Here is a 19,140-nt window from a genome sequence, read left to right on the forward strand (position 1 = left end):
GCCCTCCACGGGAAATTTCGGTAGAGAGCCCGCATGTCGTCGGGAGTCTTCCATGCGCGTAACCGCTGATCTGTGGGTCTCGGCCCTGTTGCGCCGGGTTTTCAGCGCCGGCGGATTTGCCGCCGTGGTCAATCGCGGCGCGACGGAGGCCGGGGCCGTGTTCATCCTGGCGCGGGGCAGGCTGGGTGAAACGGCTCTCTACGGGCCGGCACCGCAGACAAGCTACGATTCGGCCAAGCCCGAAGACCGTTTTTTCAGCCTTCTCGCCGCCGGCAACGATGCCGCCGTGCTGGATGCGAGACTGGAGCGCGAGAAAAAATTCGATCCCGACATCTGGGTGGTCGAGATCGAGGCCGGTAGCGTTCCCATCGAGGAACTTATTTCCGTGAAGACGCCCTGAGGCCGGGGGCGTCGGCTTCGTCGCTGTTGGAGGCCCTGCGGCTGTCGCCGTTTGCCGGTGGCTTGCCGCGAACCGTCTTGGACAGGGTTTCGGCCTTCCACTCCCGCACCATATCCAGGGCCGCGTCGCGATGCAGCAGGCGGTAGCGGTCGAGATAGGCGCGGATGGCCTGGGGATGCGGGAACAGGCCGGGATAGACGGCGACAGTGATCAGGAATGCCCGGTCCTCGCTGAAGTCGAGCGAACGCAGCGCCGCAAGCAGCGGCGCATAGTTCTGGTGGGCGGTCAGCGATTGCGCAATCGAAAAATCAATGTCGAGAGCGTCCGCCAGCGCGGTGTGGAAGAACGCGGCGTTTCCCGTCAGTGCCGTCTCGCGCAGTTTGACAAAGGTGTCCGCGCCGGGGAACGCGTCAATCTTCGCCGCCAAGGCTTGGTCGCCGGTGCGCATCATGGAGCGCAGCTTGCGCCGCGCGCTCTCGGCGGCAACGCCGGATGTCTGCTGAGTTTCCGCGCTGTCCGCCGTCGCTTGCGCCTTCACGACAAGGCTCTGCGCCGGGGCTGCTTCCGGATCCCGCGTCCGCACCAGGGTCGGCCTTTCGAGCGCCCTGATCAGATCGGCGATGGTCGGGTTCAGATCCTTGCGCCGCGCTATGGCGCGCGCATGCGGCAGCCCATGCCGGCCAATCAGCGCGATCAGGTCGATGTCGCTGACGGCGCGCGAGCGGATGAGCAGTGGAGCGGCAATGTCGACCGGTTCCTCGCAGAGGCGCCGCACCAGGGCCGCGGGTGCGTATTCGCATTCGGAAAGGGCGGCTGCCACGTAGCGCCGCGATTCGACGGATACATCATCGAACAGAGGCAGCGTCAGGTCTTCGAGTTGGCCGATCTCCCGGCGCGACGGCCGCGTCAGCGAGCAGAACGCGGAAACGGCGGCGCGGAACAGCCTTTCGGCTTTTCCCGATTGCGTCCTTATCGCGATTTGCCTGAAATCCGAAGATGACACGAAGGATACGCCTGACACCAGATACACACTCGACCTCGCGCACCGGGACTATGTCGGTTTCGCGATTGCCTCGGTCAGAACTCACTGACCCGGGAACAAAGATCAATTTAGCCGCGATCCGTTAGCGCTCCGTTAACCCTCTGCCGGCCTTAATGATATTTGGAGGCGTTGCGTTGTGCTCCGGGGAAACCGAGAGGAATGCGCGAATCATGGGCATGGTACTGTCTTTCGTGCCGCGTGCGGCACCGGCCAATCGAGCCAAGCAAACCACCGAAATACCGGCGGCCGTGATCATATTTCCCGGCATCCGTTATGAGCGGTCCAGCACCGGCGAAGCCCGGCCTGCAGGGCCAGACAAGCCGGGATCGCCACGGACGCCAGTCCCCCATCACTGAGCAGTCCCCCACCACTGAGCTTTGCTGAAGCCATGGTGTGGCCCGTCAGCCTCTGCTCCGGATCCGCGATCGAGGCTTAGAAATCCTGCAACTCGCAGGAACTCTGATCGAGAAAGCGCGACACGATCGGCTTCCAGCTCTCGTCGGGTACGAAGCTGCGGATGACGAAGATGCCTTCATCGATGGGCGCCTCGACGAAGATCGCTCCCTGAAGATCCTCGGGCAGGTCCTTGCGCACGTCGATCATCTGCGCCGGCGTCAGCACGACGGCATCCAGCTTGCCGCCCGCCGCCGTGTGGTCGTTGAAGGAATAGATGTTGTGACCGCTGCGGTCATAGACCGACACCGACCAGAACGGGACGTCCCCCGGCGCCTTGATCCGGACCATTCCTTCCTCGAGGTCGAAGCGGCAGGCCGTTGCGTAGAACAGCGGGTCAACCGATTTCACCACCGGTGCGCCGCCCGCTTCGGCATCGAGCCGGTTCATCTTGTAGAGATCCGAAGCCATGGAGAGACGCGACCAGGCGTCGCGTTCCGAAAATTCCGGCACCAGAAGCAGGACGACAATGTGGACGATGCCGGCGCCGACGAGGCCGAGCAGGATGGCATGCAGAAGCCTGCGCAATGCGGCACGCAAACTACGCATCGCAGCCCGCCTTGACGATCCTGGGCAGCGAAACGTCTGACAGGCCGGTGCTGCTGGCGATCGGCGTGTCGTAGAGGGTCAGGACGAAATACATCCGTCCAGAACCGTCGGTCAGCAGCCAGTTGCCCGGCATCGGGTGATGGCCCACGGATATAATCACGGAATTGTCCGGTTGGCGTAGCACCTCGTAGGACTGAAGAGCCGCAAGCCGCGATTTGCCGGTCTCGACGACGCCGAGCGACTGATCGGCGGCATAAAGCGTCCAGAACCGCGCTGTCGGAAATCCGCCCTCGATCCTGTAAGTGCATTCCCGCTTGAGCTGGTCGCCGGCGGCATCCTTTTCCGCCACGAAGGACAGGCCCTCGGCGCGACCAAGCGCCAGCACGCCCTCGCGCGCCACGCGGGCCTTGGAATAGGGGTCCGCGGCCGGTGTGCCGATGTCGGGGAAGGCAGTCCACTGGCCGATCCTGATTGCGCCGACACCGTCCTGGATCTTCAGCGCATACCAGACGCTGGCACCGCCTCCGCCAATGGCTATGGCAAGCGAAATCAGCATCAGGAAGGCGTTCTTGAGCATGAAGGGCCAGGTGCGCGCAGGATTGCCGTTCGGGGATATCGCGGCGCGGGGCCTTGTGGCAAGCAGGCGTGATGGATTTGCCAGTCGGTCTTGTCTCAGCGGGCGGATATCACAGTGCCGACAACGTTTCGGGTGAAGCGGGGGCGTCGAGTTTGGGGGCCGCCTGGAACATCTGGCTCATGTCCCGCAACGTCTGTGTGGTTCGACTGGACAGCACCGGCGGCCGCTCGGCGGCGGCATCGGCCGCTGCCTGCTCCTCGCTCTTCTTCTGTGCCTCGGCGGCCTTTGCCGCGACCTCCTCGTCGACGAAGGGCTTGTCTATCCCCGGGATCGGCTTCAAGTCGATGTTCTGGTGCGCGTAGACCATCAACCGCTGCCACACCATCGCCGGCAGCGAGCCGCCGGTCATGTTCTTGGTCGGGGTGAAATCGTCATTGCCCAGCCACACGGCTGCCGTGTAGTTGCCGGTAAAGCCGACGAACCAGGCATCGCGGTAGGATTGCGTGGTGCCGGTCTTGCCGGCGACGACGATGTTGGGAATTTGCGCCCGCCGCGCCGTGCCCATCACCGGCACGGCCGCCAGCATGGTGTTCATGGATTTCAGGGCCTGCTCGGACAGGACGCGATGCGGCGGCGGCGCGTCCTTGGTCCAGTCATACACCACGTCGCCGGTGCGGGTTACGAGCTGGGTGATGCCGTGCCGGGAACCGACGAAGCCATTCTGGGCGAACACGCTGTAGCCCGTCGCCTGGTCCATCACGGTCATGCCCGAGGTGCCGAGCACCATCGTCTTGTGCCCTTCGAGCGGCGATTCCACCCCAAACGATTCCGCCAATGCCTTGATCGGCGCGATGCCGAGATGGTCCTTGGCGAGCCGCACCGGCACGGTGTTGATCGACTTGGCCATCGCCATGATCAGCGTGATGTTGCCCGCCGACTCGCCGCTGTAATTGTGCGGCGACCAGTTGCCCCAGCTGATCGGCCCGCCAGAAATGATCGAGTTCGGCGTGAAGCCGTGTTCCATCGCCGTGGCGTAGACATAGGGCTTGAACGATGAGCCGGTCTGGCGCAGTGCCTTGGTGGCGCGGTTGAACTGGCTGGCGCCGTAGTCGCGGCCGCCGACGATCGCCCGCACCGCGCCGTTGGTGTCGATCACCACCACGGCCCCTTCGGTGACGTTGTACTCCTTGCCGAACTGGCGCAGGTGGAACTCGACGGACTCCTCCGCCGCCTTCTGGATGTTGGCGTCGAAGGTGGTGTGGGCAACCAGCGAGTGCTGGCCGGGCTTGGCGATCTTCTTGACCTCGTCGAAGGCCCAGTCGAGGTAGTAGTCGGGGCTCTTCTGTTCGCCGCGGTCGACGACGTCGGCCGGATGCAGTCTGGCCTGCAGCACCTGGCCTTCGGTCATGAAACCGGAATCGACGAGGTTGGACAGCACCACGTTGGCCCGCGCGCGCGCCGCCGGCAGGTTGATATGCGGCGCGTATTTGGTCGGCGCCTTGAACAGGCCGGCCAGCATCGCCGCCTCGGCAAGGTTCAGGTCCTTGACGCTCTTGCCGAAATAGAAGTCCGCCGCCGCCTCGATGCCGAACGTGCCACCGCCCATATAGGCGCGGTCCAGATAGAGCTGCAGGATTTCCTTCTTCGACAGATTGGCCTCCAGCCACAGCGACAGGAACGCCTCCTTGATCTTGCGCTCGAACGTGCGCTCATTGGTCAGGAACAGGTTCTTGGCCAGCTGCTGGGTGATGCTCGAGCCACCTTGGACGACCGAATTCGCCCGCACGTTCTCGAAGATCGCGCGCGACAGGCCGAGCACATCGATACCGTAATGGTCGAAAAACCGGCGGTCCTCGGTGGCGAGGACCGCCTTGATGACATGGTCCGGCATCTCGTCGACCGGCACGGAATCGCGCTGGATGATGCCGCGCTGGCCGATCTCGTTGCCATAGCGGTCCAGGAAGGTGACGGCGAAGTCGCCTTGGGCACGCCAGTCGCCGGTGGTGTCCTGGAAAGCGGGTATCGCCAGCGCCAGCATCACCACCATGCCGCCGGCGCCGAGTGTAAAACCTTCGCTCAAAAGTTCGATGAAGCCGCGGCGCCAACCCTTGAGACGGAAGCGCCGCGAGAAGATCGTCGCGGCCTCCCAGAACTGGCGTGCCTTGAACCCGATCTCATAGAGCGAGGAATCGAGCCACGCGTCCAGCGCCAGCAACCAGGCGGCGATCGGACCTCTTCTCTTGCGTGGTTCAGGGCTGACCATTCAAAAAACCCGGCTCGGTTCTGGCGCGACCTGAAAACCGCAAGCGGGCAATTTCAGGGCGGCGCCCTGTCCGACTATTCATCCATTTACGGACACTCACAAGGGCGGCGAGGACACAGGGGCACGGTTTGTTGATGGAAGAGCCAGGTACCCGGCGGCCGGTCCCTCGCCCGCCAGGTGCTCGAGCCGGCGAGCGGGAGCTGTTTTGCCGTTTTCCCGACTATCAGGCCGCCTCGCGTTTCAGCGCCTGTGCCATGCAATGGATACCGCCGCCGGTCTTGGAGATTTCGCTCATGTCGACGGCCGCGACCTCGAAGCCGCGCGCCTTGAGTTTTTCGATCAGCGTCTTGCTGGACGTCGGCGCGATCACCCGGTCCTTGCCCAGCGACATGAAGTTGCAGCCGAGCGCCATCGTGTCCTGGAAGGGAACGTCGATGATCTCGTGCCCCTTGCCCTTCAGCCAGTCGACGATGCCAGGCTCGGTGCAGGCGAGGCAGACGGCAGTGAGCTTTTCGGCGATCGGCACCACCATCAGGTCGATATGGACGTAATATTCGTCGATGAAGGCAATGCGTGTCTCCCAGCCTTCCTTCTCGAACCACCCCTGCACCTGCCGGGCGCCTTCCTCCTGCGTGCGGGCGCCGCCGCAGCCGATCAGCACCACGCCGTCCTCGATGACATTGAAGTCGCCGCCCTCGAAAGTGCCGGCCGTAACCATGTCGTAGATCGGGATGCCGAGCTTTTCATAGGTGCGGATGGCGGCGTAGTTCTCGCCGCGCCGCCACCAGTTGGCCATGGCGGTGATGATGGCGCCATAAGGCGTCATGACGCTGGAATCGCGGGAATAGACCTGCATCGGCAGTTCCGGCGTCGGCTCGTGCCAGTGAATGTTGACGCCGAAATGCTCGTAGGCCGCGACAAGATCCTTGTGCTGTGCCTGCGCGATCTGAACGTTGCAAGGGGCTTCACGCAGGTGCTTGCGCGACAGCGAACTGGTCGACAGGTGGCGCAGGAAATTCGGCGATCCGAGCAGCACGTCGGTCAACACGTCGGTTTCGTTGGCGAAGCCCCAGACGGTCAGCGGCTGGGTGCCGCCGGCCGGGTTGCGGCGTTGCAGCGAAAACGGCTCGGCGATGATGCGGTCATGGACGGTCATGCGGGTTCTCCTCGTGGGCTCTTCTAAAGGGTTGGTCAGGTCATGCATTGCTTGGGATCCACCAGTCGCGGCCGCGCGCGGTGGTGACATATTCCGGCCAGCGAAAGTTGATCGGCGGGTCGTAGTCGCAGAGCGGCGCGATCCAGTTGGAGCCGCCGACGCCACCGCCGGTACGGGTGATGAACTCGTCCATTGCCGCATCGCGGGCGGTCTCGTCCTCGAGCAGGCGCAGCGCCGTCAGCGCGACCGTCTTGGCGGCGCAGATGACCATCGGGTCGATCGTCGCCGGAATGCCACCCAGCGCATTCATCACCCAGGAGGGATAGGCACCGCCATTCGCCGAGCGGAGCGCTGGGCGGGCGACATAGAAGCGGGCGGTCGGCGCGTGCCAGCTCATGTCGGTGTAGTCGTCGGAGGTCGAGTTCACCTGGGACGGCGGCAGGTCGCGGCGCAGGATCGCCTCGGCCCCTTGTGGCGAAATCAGCCGCTCAAGCTCCTCGATAAAGGGGTTTCCGGTAGCAGTGCCGCCGGCATTGACCTGGATTTCCCGCGCGATCTTTCTGGCGGCCTCGTCCCAGCGTGGCGGCCCGACCGTCGACAGGGCTTCATAGGCAACCCCGGCCATGGCGTGGTTCGCGAGCCCCGGCCGTGACTTCGACACCCAGTGCCGCTCGTAGCGGCAGCCGCTGATCGCGGCCGCGGCCGCGGCATTGCGGTCGAGCACCGTCGTTACCTGCTCGGCCATGCCGATGGTGGGCACGCGGATCATGTACTGGATCTCGGCCAGTCCCGCCGGCAGATTGTCGGCCGTGGCCTGGCCGGCCGTCAGGATAGCCTCGCTGATCGACCAGCCGCCCTGGTGCGGCAGCATGGAATCGCGCAACGCCTTGGAGGCCATGTACATGGTCATCAGCGCGTCGTTGGCGCCCGGTGCCCTGACGGCCGAATGCGCCTGCGGGATCGGTGCGCCGTCGCTTGCGCGAACCCAATTTTCGGGTTCGTCGCAGACGAAGCGATAGATCATCGCGTAGGCCGCGCCGCAATGCGTGTCCCAGCGCGCGGTATTGCAGAGCGGCAGCATGTAGAAGGGATGGAAGGAGATCATGCCGGCAAGGTCGTCATAGTAGCCCTTTGCCGCATGGATCGGCTTCGAACCGCGCACTTTCTCAGCCGGCTCGCCGGTAAAGCGCAGCGTGCCTTGGATGTCGTGGCGCTGCATGGCGGCTTTGGTGGCGAGCAGGCCGCCGAGACTTGCTATGCCGAGCCCCGAATGCGGGTCGGTATGGCCGCCGGCCTCGGCGCCAAGGCCAGGTCGCGGCTGCCTCACCGTCACGGCGTCCTGGCAATTGCCGGGCACGGCATCATATTCGGCATACATGCCCACTGTCGGTCCGGCACCGTTCGTCCAATGGGCGCAAAGGGCGGTCGGCATGCCGCCCGAGCCTTCCTCGACCGAAAATCCCTCGCGCTTGAGTCGATCGACATACCAGGCGGCCGACTGGTACTCGCGCCAGGCGGTCTCGCCGAAATCGAAAATGGTGCGTGTCCATGCCGACAGCAGGGGCTGGATGCCGTCCAGGCAGGCAAGCGCGGTCTCTTGCGCCGATGTCGTCACCGGTTTCTCCATGCTCTAGAAGAAAGCAGTGAAGCGGCTCGCCAAAAAGTGATATGTTTTCCTGGTTCATGCAAATTCGGTTCACCTCTTGAGAATCCCATCGACACAGGCGCTACGCGCGCTCGACAGTTTTGCCAGGCATGGCAGCGTCTGGCGCGCCGCCGACGAACTGCACCTGACCCGCAGCGCGGTGAGCCACCAATTGCGGCTGCTCGAGCGCGATCTCGGCTTCGATCTGCTGGAGCGGATCGGCAAGGGGGTGGCGCTCACCCCGCGTGGGCAGCGCTATGCCAGCGACGTTCGCAAGGCGCTGACCGTGCTCGGTGACGCGGTGACGCGCGATGCCGGCACTGGCGTCGGCGGCTCGTTCGCCGTCTCCTGTACGCCGGGTTTCGCCTCGCTGTTCCTGTGCACCCATATCGGCGAGTTCCGGCAGATGTACCCTGACGTCGCGCTGCGCATCCTGACGCCCCGACGGCTCGACGATGTCAGCAATGCCGAGGCAGACGCCTTCATCGCCTTTGGCGTGGGCAACTGGCCGAACCGCATGGCCGAGCTGTTGTGCGAAATCTCGTTCACGCCGCTCTGCAGCCCGACGCTGCTCAACAAGGTCGGAGGCCTTTCCAGGCCGGCGGACGTACTGCGCGCCAATCTGCTTCATCTCGACGACACCGAGGATTGGGCACGCTGGCTGGCGCTGTCCAAGGTTGAAAACCCGGACACCGAAGGCGGCATCTTCTTTTCCGACATGAACCTCGTCTTCTCGGCGGCGATTGCCGGGCAGGGGATCGCCATGGGTGACGAACTGACCAGCCGCCGTGCGCTGAGCGAAGGCCGTCTGGTCAGGCCTTTCGACATCGCGATCAAATCGCCGCGCTCCTATTTTCTGGTCTCCGAACACGCAAAGGCCTCGCACCCGGTCCTGGAAGCCTTCGCGGGATGGCTGAGGTCGACTCTCTCCGAGAATCGCATTCAGCCTTATTGAGGGGCAGGGTGGCGTCAGCCCGCCATAGATGAATGAAATTTGCCGATCAGGCGAAAACTATTCGGTTGCGGTGAGCTTCCGCCCTGCCTACGATTTGGCTCAACGGTAAGGATAGAGGCAGGATGCAGCAACCCGGCCGGGCCGCAGAGATCAAGGCAATCGGGATCGGCAAGAGCTTCGGCTCGTTCCGTGCGCTGGACAATCTGACGCTCGACATAGGCCGCGGCGAATTCCTGACGCTGCTTGGGCCCTCCGGCTCCGGCAAGACCACCTTCCTGATGATCCTGGCCGGCTTCGTGCAGCCGAGCGAGGGCAGGCTTTTCAGCGACGGCGCCGATATCACCGACCGCCCGGCCGAGCAGCGTGCCGCCGGCATGGTGTTCCAGGGCTATGCGCTCTTTCCGCATATGAGCGTCGAGGCCAACATCGCCTTCCCGCTCAAGGTCCGCAAGAAATCGGCCGCCGAGATCAAGAAGCGTGTCGGCGAGATGATCGAGCGCGTCGGTCTGGTCGGCCACGAGAAGAAATTGCCCTCGCAGCTTTCCGGTGGCCAGCAGCAGCGCGTCGCGCTGGCCCGGGCGCTGGTGTTCGAGCCGGGCGTGCTCCTGCTCGACGAGCCGTTTTCGGCGCTGGACAAGAGCCTGCGCGGCCAGATGCAGGCAGAGATGAAGCGCCTGCACCAGGAGACCGGCACCACCTTCGTCTTCGTTACCCACGACCAGAGCGAGGCGCTGGCGCTGTCTTCGCGCGTCGCCATATTCAATCATGGCAAACTGCTGCAGGTCGGCGCGCCGGACGAGGTCTACGACCGGCCGGACAATCGCTTCGTCGCCGAGTTCCTCGGCGAGATCAACATGCTGCCGCTGAAGGGGGTTAAGGCCGTCGACAACGGCTCGACGGGCCTTTGTGAGGACCGCGCGGTCAGCATGCACTGCAAGGCTGAGAAGGTACGTGGCGACGCCATCCTGGCGATCCGGCCCGAACACATGTCGATAGCGCGCGAGGCTGCCGCCGGAGAGAACGGCATTGCCGCGACGGCAATCGCCTCGACCTATCTGGGTGCGGCGACCAAGCTCGACCTCACCACGCGCCAAGGTGCCAAAGTCACCGTCTCGGTGCCCAACGAGGTCGCGGCGGCGGCGCTCAGCAAGGGCAATTCCGTGTGGCTGACATGGCCGGCGGAAAAGGGTTTCCTCCTTCCGGACGGAGGACAATGAGCGCCGGCGCGGCCTGATCAGCCGCACCGGCTTCCGGAATCAAAATCAACGAAAACAAAGGGGAATTGACATGAACGACACCAAGAAACAGGCCATCGAAACGCTGTCCGAAAGAACGAGACGCGGCGAGATCTCGCGTCGGCAGTTCACGCAACTCGCTGCCCTCGTGCTCGCCGGCACGCCGATGCTGCTGCGCTCGACCGGTGCCTTTGCCGCAGCAAAGGAACTTGTGCTGGTCAACTGGGGCGGCGATGCCATCACGGCCTACGACGCGGCCTATGGCCAGGCCTTCACCAAGGATACCGGTATCACCGTCAAGATGGACGGCTCGGGCCCGACCGAAGGCGCGATCGCCGCGCAGTCCAAGAGCGGCGCCCCGACCTGGGACCTGGTCGATGTCGACCCGTTCTCGGCCATTACGCTCGGCGCGCAAGGCATGCTCGAGCCGATCGACTACAACATCGTCGACAAAAAGAAGATGCGGCCGGGCTTCGGCTGGGACTATGCCGCCTCGACCTATTTCTTCTCCTATGTCATCGCCTACGATTCCGAGAAATACGGCAAGGATGCACCGACCGGCATGGCCGACTTCTTCGATGTGAAGAAATTCCCGGGCAAGCGTTCGCTCTACAAATGGGGCGTGTCGAGCTGGGAAGCGGCCCTTTTGGCCGACGGCATCGCGCCGGCTTCGCTCTACCCGCTCGACCTAAAACGTGCGCATGACAAGATATCAGCCTTCAAGGAAAACGTCGTCGCCTATTGGGGCGGCGGCGCCGAGAGCCAGAGCGTGCTGCTCAATGGCGAAGCCTCCATGGCGATCGTCTGGTCGACGCGTGCCTCGCTGATCGAGCAGGATTCCGGCGGCAAGATCAAGTTCATCTGGGACCAGGGCCTGATCTCGCCCGGCGCGCTGGCCGTGCTCAAGAACAACCCAGGCGGCAAGGATGCGGCGATGAAGTTCATCGCCAGCGCCCAGGATCCGGAAAAGCAGCTCGTCATGTTCGACAAGCTCGGCCAGGGTCCGGCCAATCCGGCGGCCGACGCGCTGATCCCCGCCGACAAGAAGCGCATCAACCCCGTCGATCCCGAGAACATGAAGAAGCAGATCCCGCTCGACATGGACTGGTACGCCAAGAACTATGGGCCGGCGCTCGACGAATACACCAAGATCATCTCCGCCTGACCGGCGGCGATGCTGATCTGACATGAGAGGCGTTCTCTCCGACAGGATGGGCGCGGCGCTGTTGATGGCGCCGCTGCTCCTTTTTCTCGGCCTTGCCTATGCCTGGCCATTTCTCGGCGTGGTGAAATGGAGTTTCACCTTGCCGACGCCCGGGCTTGGCCAGTACGAGGCGTTGCTCACCGACGATCTGGTCCAATCGGTGTTCATCCGCACGCTGCGCATCGCCGCGATCGTCACTATAGTGTCGGTCGCCGCCGCCTATGCTATTACGGTCGTCTGGGTTCGCGGCAGCCCGGCGCAGCGCCTCATCGCCGAATTCTGCATCCTGGTGCCGTTCTGGATCTCGGTGCTGACACGCGCCTTCGGCTGGGTGGCGCTGCTGTCCAATCGCGGCCTGATCAACACCTGGCTGCAGTCGATCGGTTTTATCTCCGAACCGCTGACTTTGGTACGCAACGAATTCGGCGTCATTGTCGGCATGACGCATTTCCTCATTCCTTTTGCTGTCTTTCCGCTGGCTTCGGCCATGCGCAGCCTTGACGAGCGTGTTCTGCTCGCCGCGCGCGGCCTCGGCTCCAGCCGCATGCGCACCTTCTGGACGGTGTTCGTGCCGATGACGCGCTCCGGCATTATCGGCTCCGCGATGATCGTGTTCGTCTTCTCGCTCGGTTTCTTCGTCACGCCGGCGATTCTCGGCGGCGGGCGCAGCGTCATGATCGCCGAACTGATCTATCTCCGGATATTCCAGAGCCCGGACTGGGGGCTGGGGGCTGCGATCAGCGTCGTGCTGGTACTGTTCGTCGGCGCGCTGATGGCGCTCTTGTTTCGTTATGTCAGACCGAAGCAGCTGATCTGATGCCGACTTATCGCCCCGGTCCTGTCTCGCTGGTTATCGCCGCCCTGGTGGCGCTGTTCCTGCTGTTGCCGCTGCTGGCCGTCATTCCCGTGTCGCTGACGCCGAGCCGCATGCTGGCGATGCCGACGGGCGAATTGTCGTTGCGCCACTACCGATCGTTGATCGAGGATCCGCGCTGGCTCCAGTCGATCCTGCTTTCGATCCGCATCGGCATCGTCAGCAGCGCCATTTCAACTGTGCTGGCGCTCTGCTTCAGCCTCGGCGTCTGGATGTTCCAGCCGCGCTTCACCGCGACCCTCGTCGGCTTCGTGCTGTTGCCGATGGTGGTGCCACCGGTGGTTTCGGCGGTCACGCTCTACTTCCTGCTCACCTCGATCTCGGGCGTCAGTTCCTTCTTCGGCTACGATACCTGGCTCGGCGTTGCCATGGCGCATTCGGTGATGACGGTGCCGTTCGCGACGGTGCTGATCCTGGTCTCGCTCAGCCAGCTAGACCGACGCATCGACCTTGCCGCGCGGGGGCTTGGCGCAAGTGTTTGGGAGCGCGCCACGCGCGTCATCATGCCCAACGTCAAGTTCGGCATCGTCACCGCGGCGCTGCTGTCCTTCGTGCTGTCCTGGGAAGAGATCGGCGTCACTTTGTTCATCACCTCGGTCAACGCCATCACGCTGCCGCGCCTGATGTGGATGGGACTACGCGACAACATCGACCCGGCGATCGCCGCACTGTCGGTGATTTTGATCATCATTACCGTGCTGGTTCTGGCGGTGAGGAGCGTCGTGGTCAGGCTGAACCGGGGGAGCAAGCCGGTCTAGACGAACCGCACCGACACTTTGCCGAACCTGCCCAAATCGCCAATGACTTCGTCACCGGCGGCGACGCTGATCGGTGTCACGCAAGTTCCGGTGATCACCACCTGTCCCGGTTGGAGCCCTATGCCAAGCCCCGACAGCTCATTGACCAGCCATGTCAGGGCGATGCGCGGGTCGCCGAGGACAGCCGCGCCCGTTCCGTCGTGCCGCGACTTACCCGAAACGAAACCGGTCACCGGGTACTCCGCGAGGTTCACGTCGCGCCAATCGTCTTCGGCAGGCTGGCCGATCACAAACAGATTGGCGCAGGCATTGTCCGCGATCAGCTGCAGCGCGCCGACAGCGCAGAAATCATCATATCGTGAGTCCGGTATTTCGATCGCCGGATGCAGGGTCGCCACGGCGTCCATGACTTCAGCGATTTCATAAGGTGCCGCGCGAGGTGGGATCCGGCGGCCGAAACGGAATGCGAATTCGACCTCGGCGACCCGCATCTTGCTCGTCGCGAGCGAGACGATCCCGCCGACCTCGACCGCTTTTTCGGCGAGCAGACGCCCGGCCATCGGGCCGTCGACGTTGATATGCCTTTGACCGGCCAGGCTGGTTGCCGCGATCTTCCAGCCGAAAAGCGGGGCCGCCGAACGCTCCATGACATGCGACTGGATGGCGTAACCTTCGGTGCGCGTTTTCGGCCGCAGTTCCTCGGGTATGGCGTCGAGATGGGTGCCATTGTCCCAATGGCCTACCAGCAGACGTGACGCGGCCCTGGCCTTTTCTGGATCGAGCATGATCAGCTCCGGAAATCGGGAACATGCCCCTCTGTCCGGCCAAGCCGGCAAGGAACATTCCGTCGTATGGACCAGCCTATATGGGGCAAGATCGCGTGACCAGACAATCGGAGGCAAGCTCATGGTCAATTTGGCTCTACCGCGCCGGCCGACGAGATTGTCGGCAAGTCGCATTTTCGAGATCATCGGCGTTCATGATTCCGATGACGAATCGCCATCGTCTTCGCGTGGCGAACCGCTATATCTGAGAAGGGATGCGGACATGGGCAGGCTTTGGAAAAGCATTGTCGGTGGCGCAACGGCTTGAGGAAATGGACGATGACCGCGCCCGGCGATTTGCAGCAGGCCCTGTTTCTAAGATTGAAAAGCGATGCGTCGCTGTCGGCGCTGCTGGGCGGCGCCGGACTGCTCGAGCGGGCAACCGACAACGTCGCCTTTCCCTATGTGACTTCAGGTCAGACTTCTGCCTTTGACTGGGACACCGGCGCCGAGAACAACGACGACCAGCTGATCACGCTGCATGTCTGGTCGAAGGCGCATGGCGAGGCCGAGACCCGGGCGATCATGGATGCCATCAAGGCGCGGCTTGCCGGAGCGGTGTTGGTTATAGGCCCGCGTGGCCAGACGCGGCTGTCGCTGGAATTCAGCGAGGCGCGTTACGATGAGGAACTCCTTGTCCACCATGGCCTGCTGCGATTCCGTGCGCTGACGCAGGAAAACGCCTGACGCACTTTCAATATCACCAAAACGGAGTCTAGACTGAGCTTTCGCGGGTTTCACTGGGGGGCGGTGAAATCCAAGATGTCTGTCTCGCGTTGCAGGGGTGTGGCGAGCATGGTTTCAGGGCCGTTCACTGTTCATTTCACGTTCAGCACCGATGCGTTACAACGCGGGTCATGAAAACGCTTCGCTCCCATTTCCGAACCGCGACCCTGGCGCTTAGTGCCGCCGGGCTGTTTGCGTCGCAGGCAATGGCGATACCGGTCATCGAGCCCGACCAGGCCAGCCCGATCGTCCTGGCTGCATCCGACTGCTATGCGATCGGTCAGCAGGTGGCTCAGCAGAATGGCGGAACGCTCGCCAAGGCTTCGGCATCGACGCGTGGCGGCCAGCCGGTCTGCGTCATCGTCGTGCTCGTGCCCGGCAAGGACGGACAACGTCCGCGCCGCTCCGAAATCGTCGTTCCGCAGAACTGACCGCTCTTCCCTCCGTTTCCCAGGCCGGCGGAATCGGCCTATATCTGGAATCTTCAATCAACAGGCATTGGTCCCCGTATGCGCGTACTCGTCGTCGAGGATGACAAGGATCTCAACCGGCAGATCTCGGATGCGCTGGTCGATGCCGGCTATGTCGTCGATCGTGCCTTCGACGGCGAGGAGGGCCATTTCCTCGGCGACACAGAGCCTTACGATGCCGTTGTGCTCGACATCGGCCTGCCGCAGATGGACGGCATCAGCGTGGTCGAGCGCTGGCGTCGCGGCGGCCGCAAGATGCCGGTGCTGATCCTGACCGCGCGTGACCGCTGGAGCGACAAGGTCTCCGGCATCGACGCCGGCGCCGACGACTACGTCACCAAGCCGTTCCACATCGAGGAGGTGCTGGCGCGCGTCAGGGCCCTGATCCGCCGCGCGGCCGGCCACGCCTCGTCGGAACTGACCTGCGGGCCGCTGCGTCTCGACACCAAGGCTTCGAAGGCCGATGTCAACGGCGTGCCGCTGAAATTGACCTCGCACGAATTCCGGCTGCTTGCCTATCTGATGCACCACATGGGCGAGGTCGTTTCGCGCACCGAACTGGTTGAGCATCTCTACGACCAGGACTTCGACCGCGATTCCAACACCATCGAGGTCTTTGTCGGACGATTGCGCAAGAAGATGGGCATCGACATGATCGAAACCGTACGCGGCATGGGCTACCGCATGCGCGAGCCGGAGGCGTAAGGCGGAACCGCTCCCCACCAACCCGGCCGTGGGCAGACGGCTCTCGCTGCGCGCGTGGCCGCGCTCGCTGACGTTCCGCGTCATCGCCTTCTCCACCGTGTGGGCGATCCTGACCCTGGTCGTCATCTTCACCCTGATCACAACGCTCTACCGACAGGCCAGCGAGCGGGGCTTCGACAGCCTGTTGTCGGCGCATCTGTTCAACCTGATCGGCTCCATCGGCATCTCCGACAGCGGCGCGTTGACCGGCTCCCCCGATCTTGGCGATCTCCGTTTCTCGGAACCGAATTCGGGCTGGTACTGGTCCGTCGAGCCCGCCTCGGAAGGCGTGCATGGCGATCTTCACTCGTCGTCCATGACCCGGACCATCCCGTCGCCGGACGTGGCGGATGTTCCCTTCAACGCCAATTTCCAGCGCAGCTATGCCGCGCAAGGCATCAATGGCGAGGAGCTGGTCGTGTTCGAGAGCGAATTCGTTCTCGACGCGAAGAACCGCGCCGCGCGCTTCCGCGTCATGGGCAACAAGACCGAGTTGGAGCAGGAAATAGGAACGTTCCAGCGCCGCCTGCTGACCTATCTCAGCCTGTTCGGCATCGGCATGATCGCCATCAACGCCATCGCCATCCTGCTCGGGCTGCAGCCGTTGCGCAGGGTCCGGAACGCACTCGCCATGGTGCGCGAGGGCACCGCACAGAGGCTCGACGGCCGTTTCCCGGCCGAGATCGAACCGTTAGCCAACGAAACCAACGCCTTGATAGAAAATAACAAACGCATCGTCGAGCGCTCGCGCACCCAGGTCGGCAACCTCGCCCATTCCCTGAAGACACCGCTTGCCGTTCTGCTCAACGAGGGCCGGGCGCTTGGCGGCGCCAAGGGACAGTTGATCGCCGAGCAGGCCGCCTCCATGCAAAAGCAGATCGACCATTACCTGCAGCGTGCCCGCGTCGCGGCGCAGCGCGACAGCGTCGTCTATCGCACGCCGGTGGCACCGCTGGTGCAGCGCATGGTGCGCGTTTTGCAGAAGCTGAACCCGCGGACCAGCCTGTCGCTGTCGCTGCCGGCCACCGAGATCGTCTTTGCCGGCGAACGCGAGGACCTCGAGGAACTGCTTGGCAATCTTCTCGAAAATGCGGTGAAATGGGCAAGGAGTGCTGTCGCGATCTCGGTCGTGCCCTTGGCCGGCAAGGATGAGAGCCTGTTTGAGATCAGCATCGAGGACGACGGACCGGGGATTCCCGAGGATAGGGCCCGTGAAGCGCTGAAGCGAGGGCGGCGCCTCGATGAGACCAAGCCTGGGACGGGCCTGGGCCTTGCCATTGTCGCCGATCTCGTCAACGAGTATGGAGGCGTCCTGGCACTCGAGCGGTCCGGCATGGGCGGACTGAAGGCGACGGTGCGATTGCGGAGCCTGCAGTAATGCTACCCAGGCCAATCGGCAGCAATGGAAGGCGCATCTTGTGGCGGCATATCGATTGACCCCAGAGCAGCCGCCAGTGGCCAAATTTCCGACAAATATCAACACTATGGCCACGCCTACTTCTCCGATGACGCGGCCCCCGGCGCATCCATGGCAGGCTCCAACTCAAGAAAACTGGTTGTTGGCATGAAGATTCGCGTCGCGCTTGTTTCCGCATTGCTGGCCGTGTCGGGCTGCACCACCTTGAGCGGCAAGGGTCCGACCGTGGCGGCGACACCGGCCTCGACGCCTCCGGCCGGCGGCAAGGTCGTTACCAAGTCGATCATCTCCGCCATGGGCGGCGGCCTCATTGGCGGGTCGATCGGCAACGGTCTGAGCGACACGGAGAAGCGCAGCGCGCTCGAGGCCGAATACAAGGCGCTCGAATACAACACCAGCGGCCAGAAGGTGACCTGGAAGGGCGATCAGGCCTCACGCTATGGCGAGGTCGTCCCTGCCCAGCCTTACCGCGTCGGTTCGCAGGATTGCCGCCAATACACGCAGACGGTGTTCACGGGCGGCGCCAGCGTCACGGCGCACGGAACAGCCTGCCGCAATGCCGACGGCAGTTGGACGCCATTGACCTAGCCAGCCGGGTCTCGTTGCGATCCGGCCGGTGGATTTCGATCGCGACATTCGGCGCGTGCCGTCAAAGCGTCGCAGGATGCCTGTGTTGGCAGGGCAGGGCTCTGCCGTTATTGGAAGAACCATGCTGTTCTGGGTCATAGCCGCAATTCTCACGCTGGGCGCCAGCCTGGCGGTGCTTTTGCCGTTGGCTGGTGCCTCCAAGGGCGCATCATCGAGTGGCGATCACGATCTGGAAGTCTATCGCGATCAACTGTCCGAACTCGACCGCGATGCCGGGCGCGGTTTGATCGGGCCCGCTGAAGCGGCCGAGGCGCGCGCCGAGATCGCCCGCCGCATCCTTCGCCTGGGCAACGCGGATATGCCGGCCAAGGCGTCCGGCAGGTCATCGGGCACCGTACGGCTTGTCGCGACCGTTGCGGTGCTGGCGGTTCCGTTGGTCAGTTGGGGGCTCTACAGTCAGATCGGCTCGCCTGACCTGCCGTCGCAGCCGCTCAGTGAGCGGTTGGCCAAGAACCCCGCCGACAGTTCGGTCGATGAGCTGGTGGCGCGCGCCGAGGCCCATCTTGCCGCCAATCCTTCCGACGGCAGGGGCTGGGACGTGCTGGCGCCGGTCTATCTGCGTATGCAGCGCTTTGCCGACGCCGCGGCGGCCTACCGCAACGCCATTCGCCTGGACGGCGACAGCGCTGTCCGTCAGGCCGGTCTCGGCGAGGCGATCGCCGGTGCGGCGGGCGGCATTGTTTCGGCCGATGCCCAGGATGCCTTCGAGGCGGCCTTGAAGCTTGACCCGGCCAATGCGAAAGCCGGTTTCTATCTGGCCATGGCACTGGCGCAGGAGGGCCGTGGCAAGGAAGCGGCCGCGGCCTGGCAGGCTATGCTTGGTACACTGCCGCCGGATTCGCCGTGGCGCGGCGCTGTCGAACAGGCGCTGGCCAAATCCGGCGGCCCGGAAGTCGCCTCCGGCACGACCGTGAAAGGCCCCGATGCCGCCGATGTCGACGCGGCGTCCTCCATGTCGCAGCAGGACAGGGAAGCCATGATCAACACCATGGTCGCCGGCCTGGACGACAAACTTCGTCAAAATCCGCGCGACCCGGAAGGATGGATGCGGCTGGTTCGTTCCTATGTCGTGCTGGGCAAGGCCGATCAGGCGCGCGATGCGCTGGGCCGCGCCATCGCGGTCTTTGGCGCCGATAGTGACGAAGCCAAGAAATTCACCGCCTTTGCCGCCTCGCTCGGCTTGACGGCGACGGAGTAGAA

General features: G+C 63.8%; 19 protein-coding genes. 12 read left to right on the plus strand and 7 right to left on the minus strand.

From position 1 onward, the window contains the following. The first annotated feature begins 52 nt into the window (after positions 1-52). Positions 53-400, plus strand: a complete 348-nt coding sequence (locus tag FJ943_RS27715) for a DUF1491 family protein (protein ID WP_140726669.1) — start codon at positions 53-55, stop codon at positions 398-400. On the opposite strand, the gene FJ943_RS27720 is transcribed toward FJ943_RS27715, so the two are convergent. The 6 genes from FJ943_RS27720 to FJ943_RS27750 form a co-directional block, all read right to left on the minus strand. After that, complete coding sequence (locus FJ943_RS27720) at positions 378-1,403, minus strand: hypothetical protein (RefSeq protein WP_140726672.1); 1,026 nt, start codon at positions 1,401-1,403, stop codon at positions 378-380. The genes FJ943_RS27715 and FJ943_RS27720 overlap by 23 nt on opposite strands. A 471-nt stretch (positions 1,404-1,874) precedes the next feature. Next, entirely contained in the window at positions 1,875-2,444 is a 570-nt protein-coding gene (locus tag FJ943_RS27730) for a DUF1254 domain-containing protein (protein ID WP_140618565.1), read from the minus strand. Then, positions 2,437-3,021, minus strand: coding sequence for a DUF1214 domain-containing protein (locus tag FJ943_RS27735; protein WP_015318639.1), 585 nt, complete (start codon positions 3,019-3,021; stop codon positions 2,437-2,439). Before FJ943_RS27735 ends, FJ943_RS27730 begins: the two co-directional genes overlap by 8 nt. Positions 3,022-3,130: 109 nt before the next feature. Next, positions 3,131-5,284, minus strand: a complete 2,154-nt coding sequence (locus FJ943_RS27740; RefSeq protein ID WP_140726675.1) for a penicillin-binding protein 1A — start codon at positions 5,282-5,284, stop codon at positions 3,131-3,133. A gap of 223 nt (positions 5,285-5,507) precedes the next feature. Beyond that, complete coding sequence (locus tag FJ943_RS27745) at positions 5,508-6,440, minus strand: dimethylarginine dimethylaminohydrolase family protein (RefSeq protein WP_140726678.1); 933 nt, start codon at positions 6,438-6,440, stop codon at positions 5,508-5,510. A 40-nt stretch (positions 6,441-6,480) separates the two neighbouring features. Next, the gene (locus tag FJ943_RS27750; RefSeq protein ID WP_181174658.1) at positions 6,481-8,067 is read right to left on the minus strand and encodes an amidohydrolase; all 1,587 of its coding nucleotides are present in this window, start codon (positions 8,065-8,067) and stop codon (positions 6,481-6,483) included. Positions 8,068-8,143: 76 nt separating this feature from the next. Between FJ943_RS27750 and FJ943_RS27755 the strand changes: the two genes are divergently transcribed. The 5 genes from FJ943_RS27755 to FJ943_RS27775 all read left to right on the plus strand — a co-directional run bounded on the left by FJ943_RS27755 (position 8,144) and on the right by FJ943_RS27775 (position 13,111). Further along, the gene (locus FJ943_RS27755) at positions 8,144-9,040 is read left to right on the plus strand and encodes a LysR substrate-binding domain-containing protein (protein WP_140618559.1); all 897 of its coding nucleotides are present in this window, start codon (positions 8,144-8,146) and stop codon (positions 9,038-9,040) included. 122 nt (positions 9,041-9,162) lie between these two features. Next, a complete protein-coding gene (locus FJ943_RS27760) occupies positions 9,163-10,257 on the plus strand; it encodes an ABC transporter ATP-binding protein (RefSeq protein WP_140618557.1) in 1,095 nt (364 codons plus the stop codon). Positions 10,258-10,327: 70 nt separating this feature from the next. After that, positions 10,328-11,440: an ABC transporter substrate-binding protein gene (locus FJ943_RS27765; RefSeq protein ID WP_140663157.1), complete on the plus strand. Its 1,113-nt coding sequence runs from the start codon at positions 10,328-10,330 to the stop codon at positions 11,438-11,440. Between the two features lie 22 nt (positions 11,441-11,462). Then, on the plus strand, positions 11,463-12,296 hold the full coding sequence (locus FJ943_RS27770) for an ABC transporter permease (protein WP_015318632.1): 834 nt from the start codon (positions 11,463-11,465) through the stop codon (positions 12,294-12,296). Next, on the plus strand, positions 12,296-13,111 hold the full coding sequence (locus FJ943_RS27775; protein ID WP_140726684.1) for an ABC transporter permease: 816 nt from the start codon (positions 12,296-12,298) through the stop codon (positions 13,109-13,111). Before FJ943_RS27770 ends, FJ943_RS27775 begins: the two co-directional genes overlap by 1 nt. On the opposite strand, the gene FJ943_RS27780 is transcribed toward FJ943_RS27775, so the two are convergent. Further along, entirely contained in the window at positions 13,108-13,896 is a 789-nt protein-coding gene (locus tag FJ943_RS27780) for a fumarylacetoacetate hydrolase family protein (protein WP_140726687.1), read from the minus strand. The genes FJ943_RS27775 and FJ943_RS27780 overlap by 4 nt on opposite strands. 318 nt (positions 13,897-14,214) lie before the next feature. Between FJ943_RS27780 and FJ943_RS27785 the strand changes: the two genes are divergently transcribed. The 6 genes from FJ943_RS27785 (at position 14,215) to ccmI (ending at position 19,138) form a co-directional block, all read left to right on the plus strand. Then, on the plus strand, positions 14,215-14,622 hold the full coding sequence (locus FJ943_RS27785) for a DUF3168 domain-containing protein (RefSeq protein WP_015318629.1): 408 nt from the start codon (positions 14,215-14,217) through the stop codon (positions 14,620-14,622). 170 nt (positions 14,623-14,792) lie between these two features. Then, positions 14,793-15,092, plus strand: a complete 300-nt coding sequence (locus FJ943_RS27790; RefSeq protein ID WP_015318628.1) for a hypothetical protein — start codon at positions 14,793-14,795, stop codon at positions 15,090-15,092. 78 nt (positions 15,093-15,170) lie between these two features. Next, positions 15,171-15,836, plus strand: coding sequence for a response regulator transcription factor (locus FJ943_RS27795; RefSeq protein WP_015318627.1), 666 nt, complete (start codon positions 15,171-15,173; stop codon positions 15,834-15,836). 28 nt (positions 15,837-15,864) lie between these two features. Then, positions 15,865-17,253, plus strand: a complete 1,389-nt coding sequence (locus FJ943_RS27800) for an ATP-binding protein (RefSeq protein WP_015318626.1) — start codon at positions 15,865-15,867, stop codon at positions 17,251-17,253. A gap of 186 nt (positions 17,254-17,439) precedes the next feature. Continuing rightward, positions 17,440-17,880 carry a hypothetical protein gene (locus tag FJ943_RS27805; protein ID WP_041163489.1) on the plus strand — a complete coding sequence of 147 codons (441 nt, stop codon included), beginning with the start codon at positions 17,440-17,442 and terminating at the stop codon, positions 17,878-17,880. A 121-nt stretch (positions 17,881-18,001) separates the two neighbouring features. Further along, a complete protein-coding gene (ccmI, locus tag FJ943_RS27810; protein WP_140726690.1) occupies positions 18,002-19,138 on the plus strand; it encodes a c-type cytochrome biogenesis protein CcmI in 1,137 nt (378 codons plus the stop codon). The last annotated feature ends 2 nt before the right edge of the window (positions 19,139-19,140 follow it).

Source organism: Mesorhizobium sp. B2-3-10 (genome assembly GCF_006442275.1).
In the GTDB taxonomy this organism is placed as follows: domain Bacteria; phylum Pseudomonadota; class Alphaproteobacteria; order Rhizobiales; family Rhizobiaceae; genus Mesorhizobium; species Mesorhizobium australicum.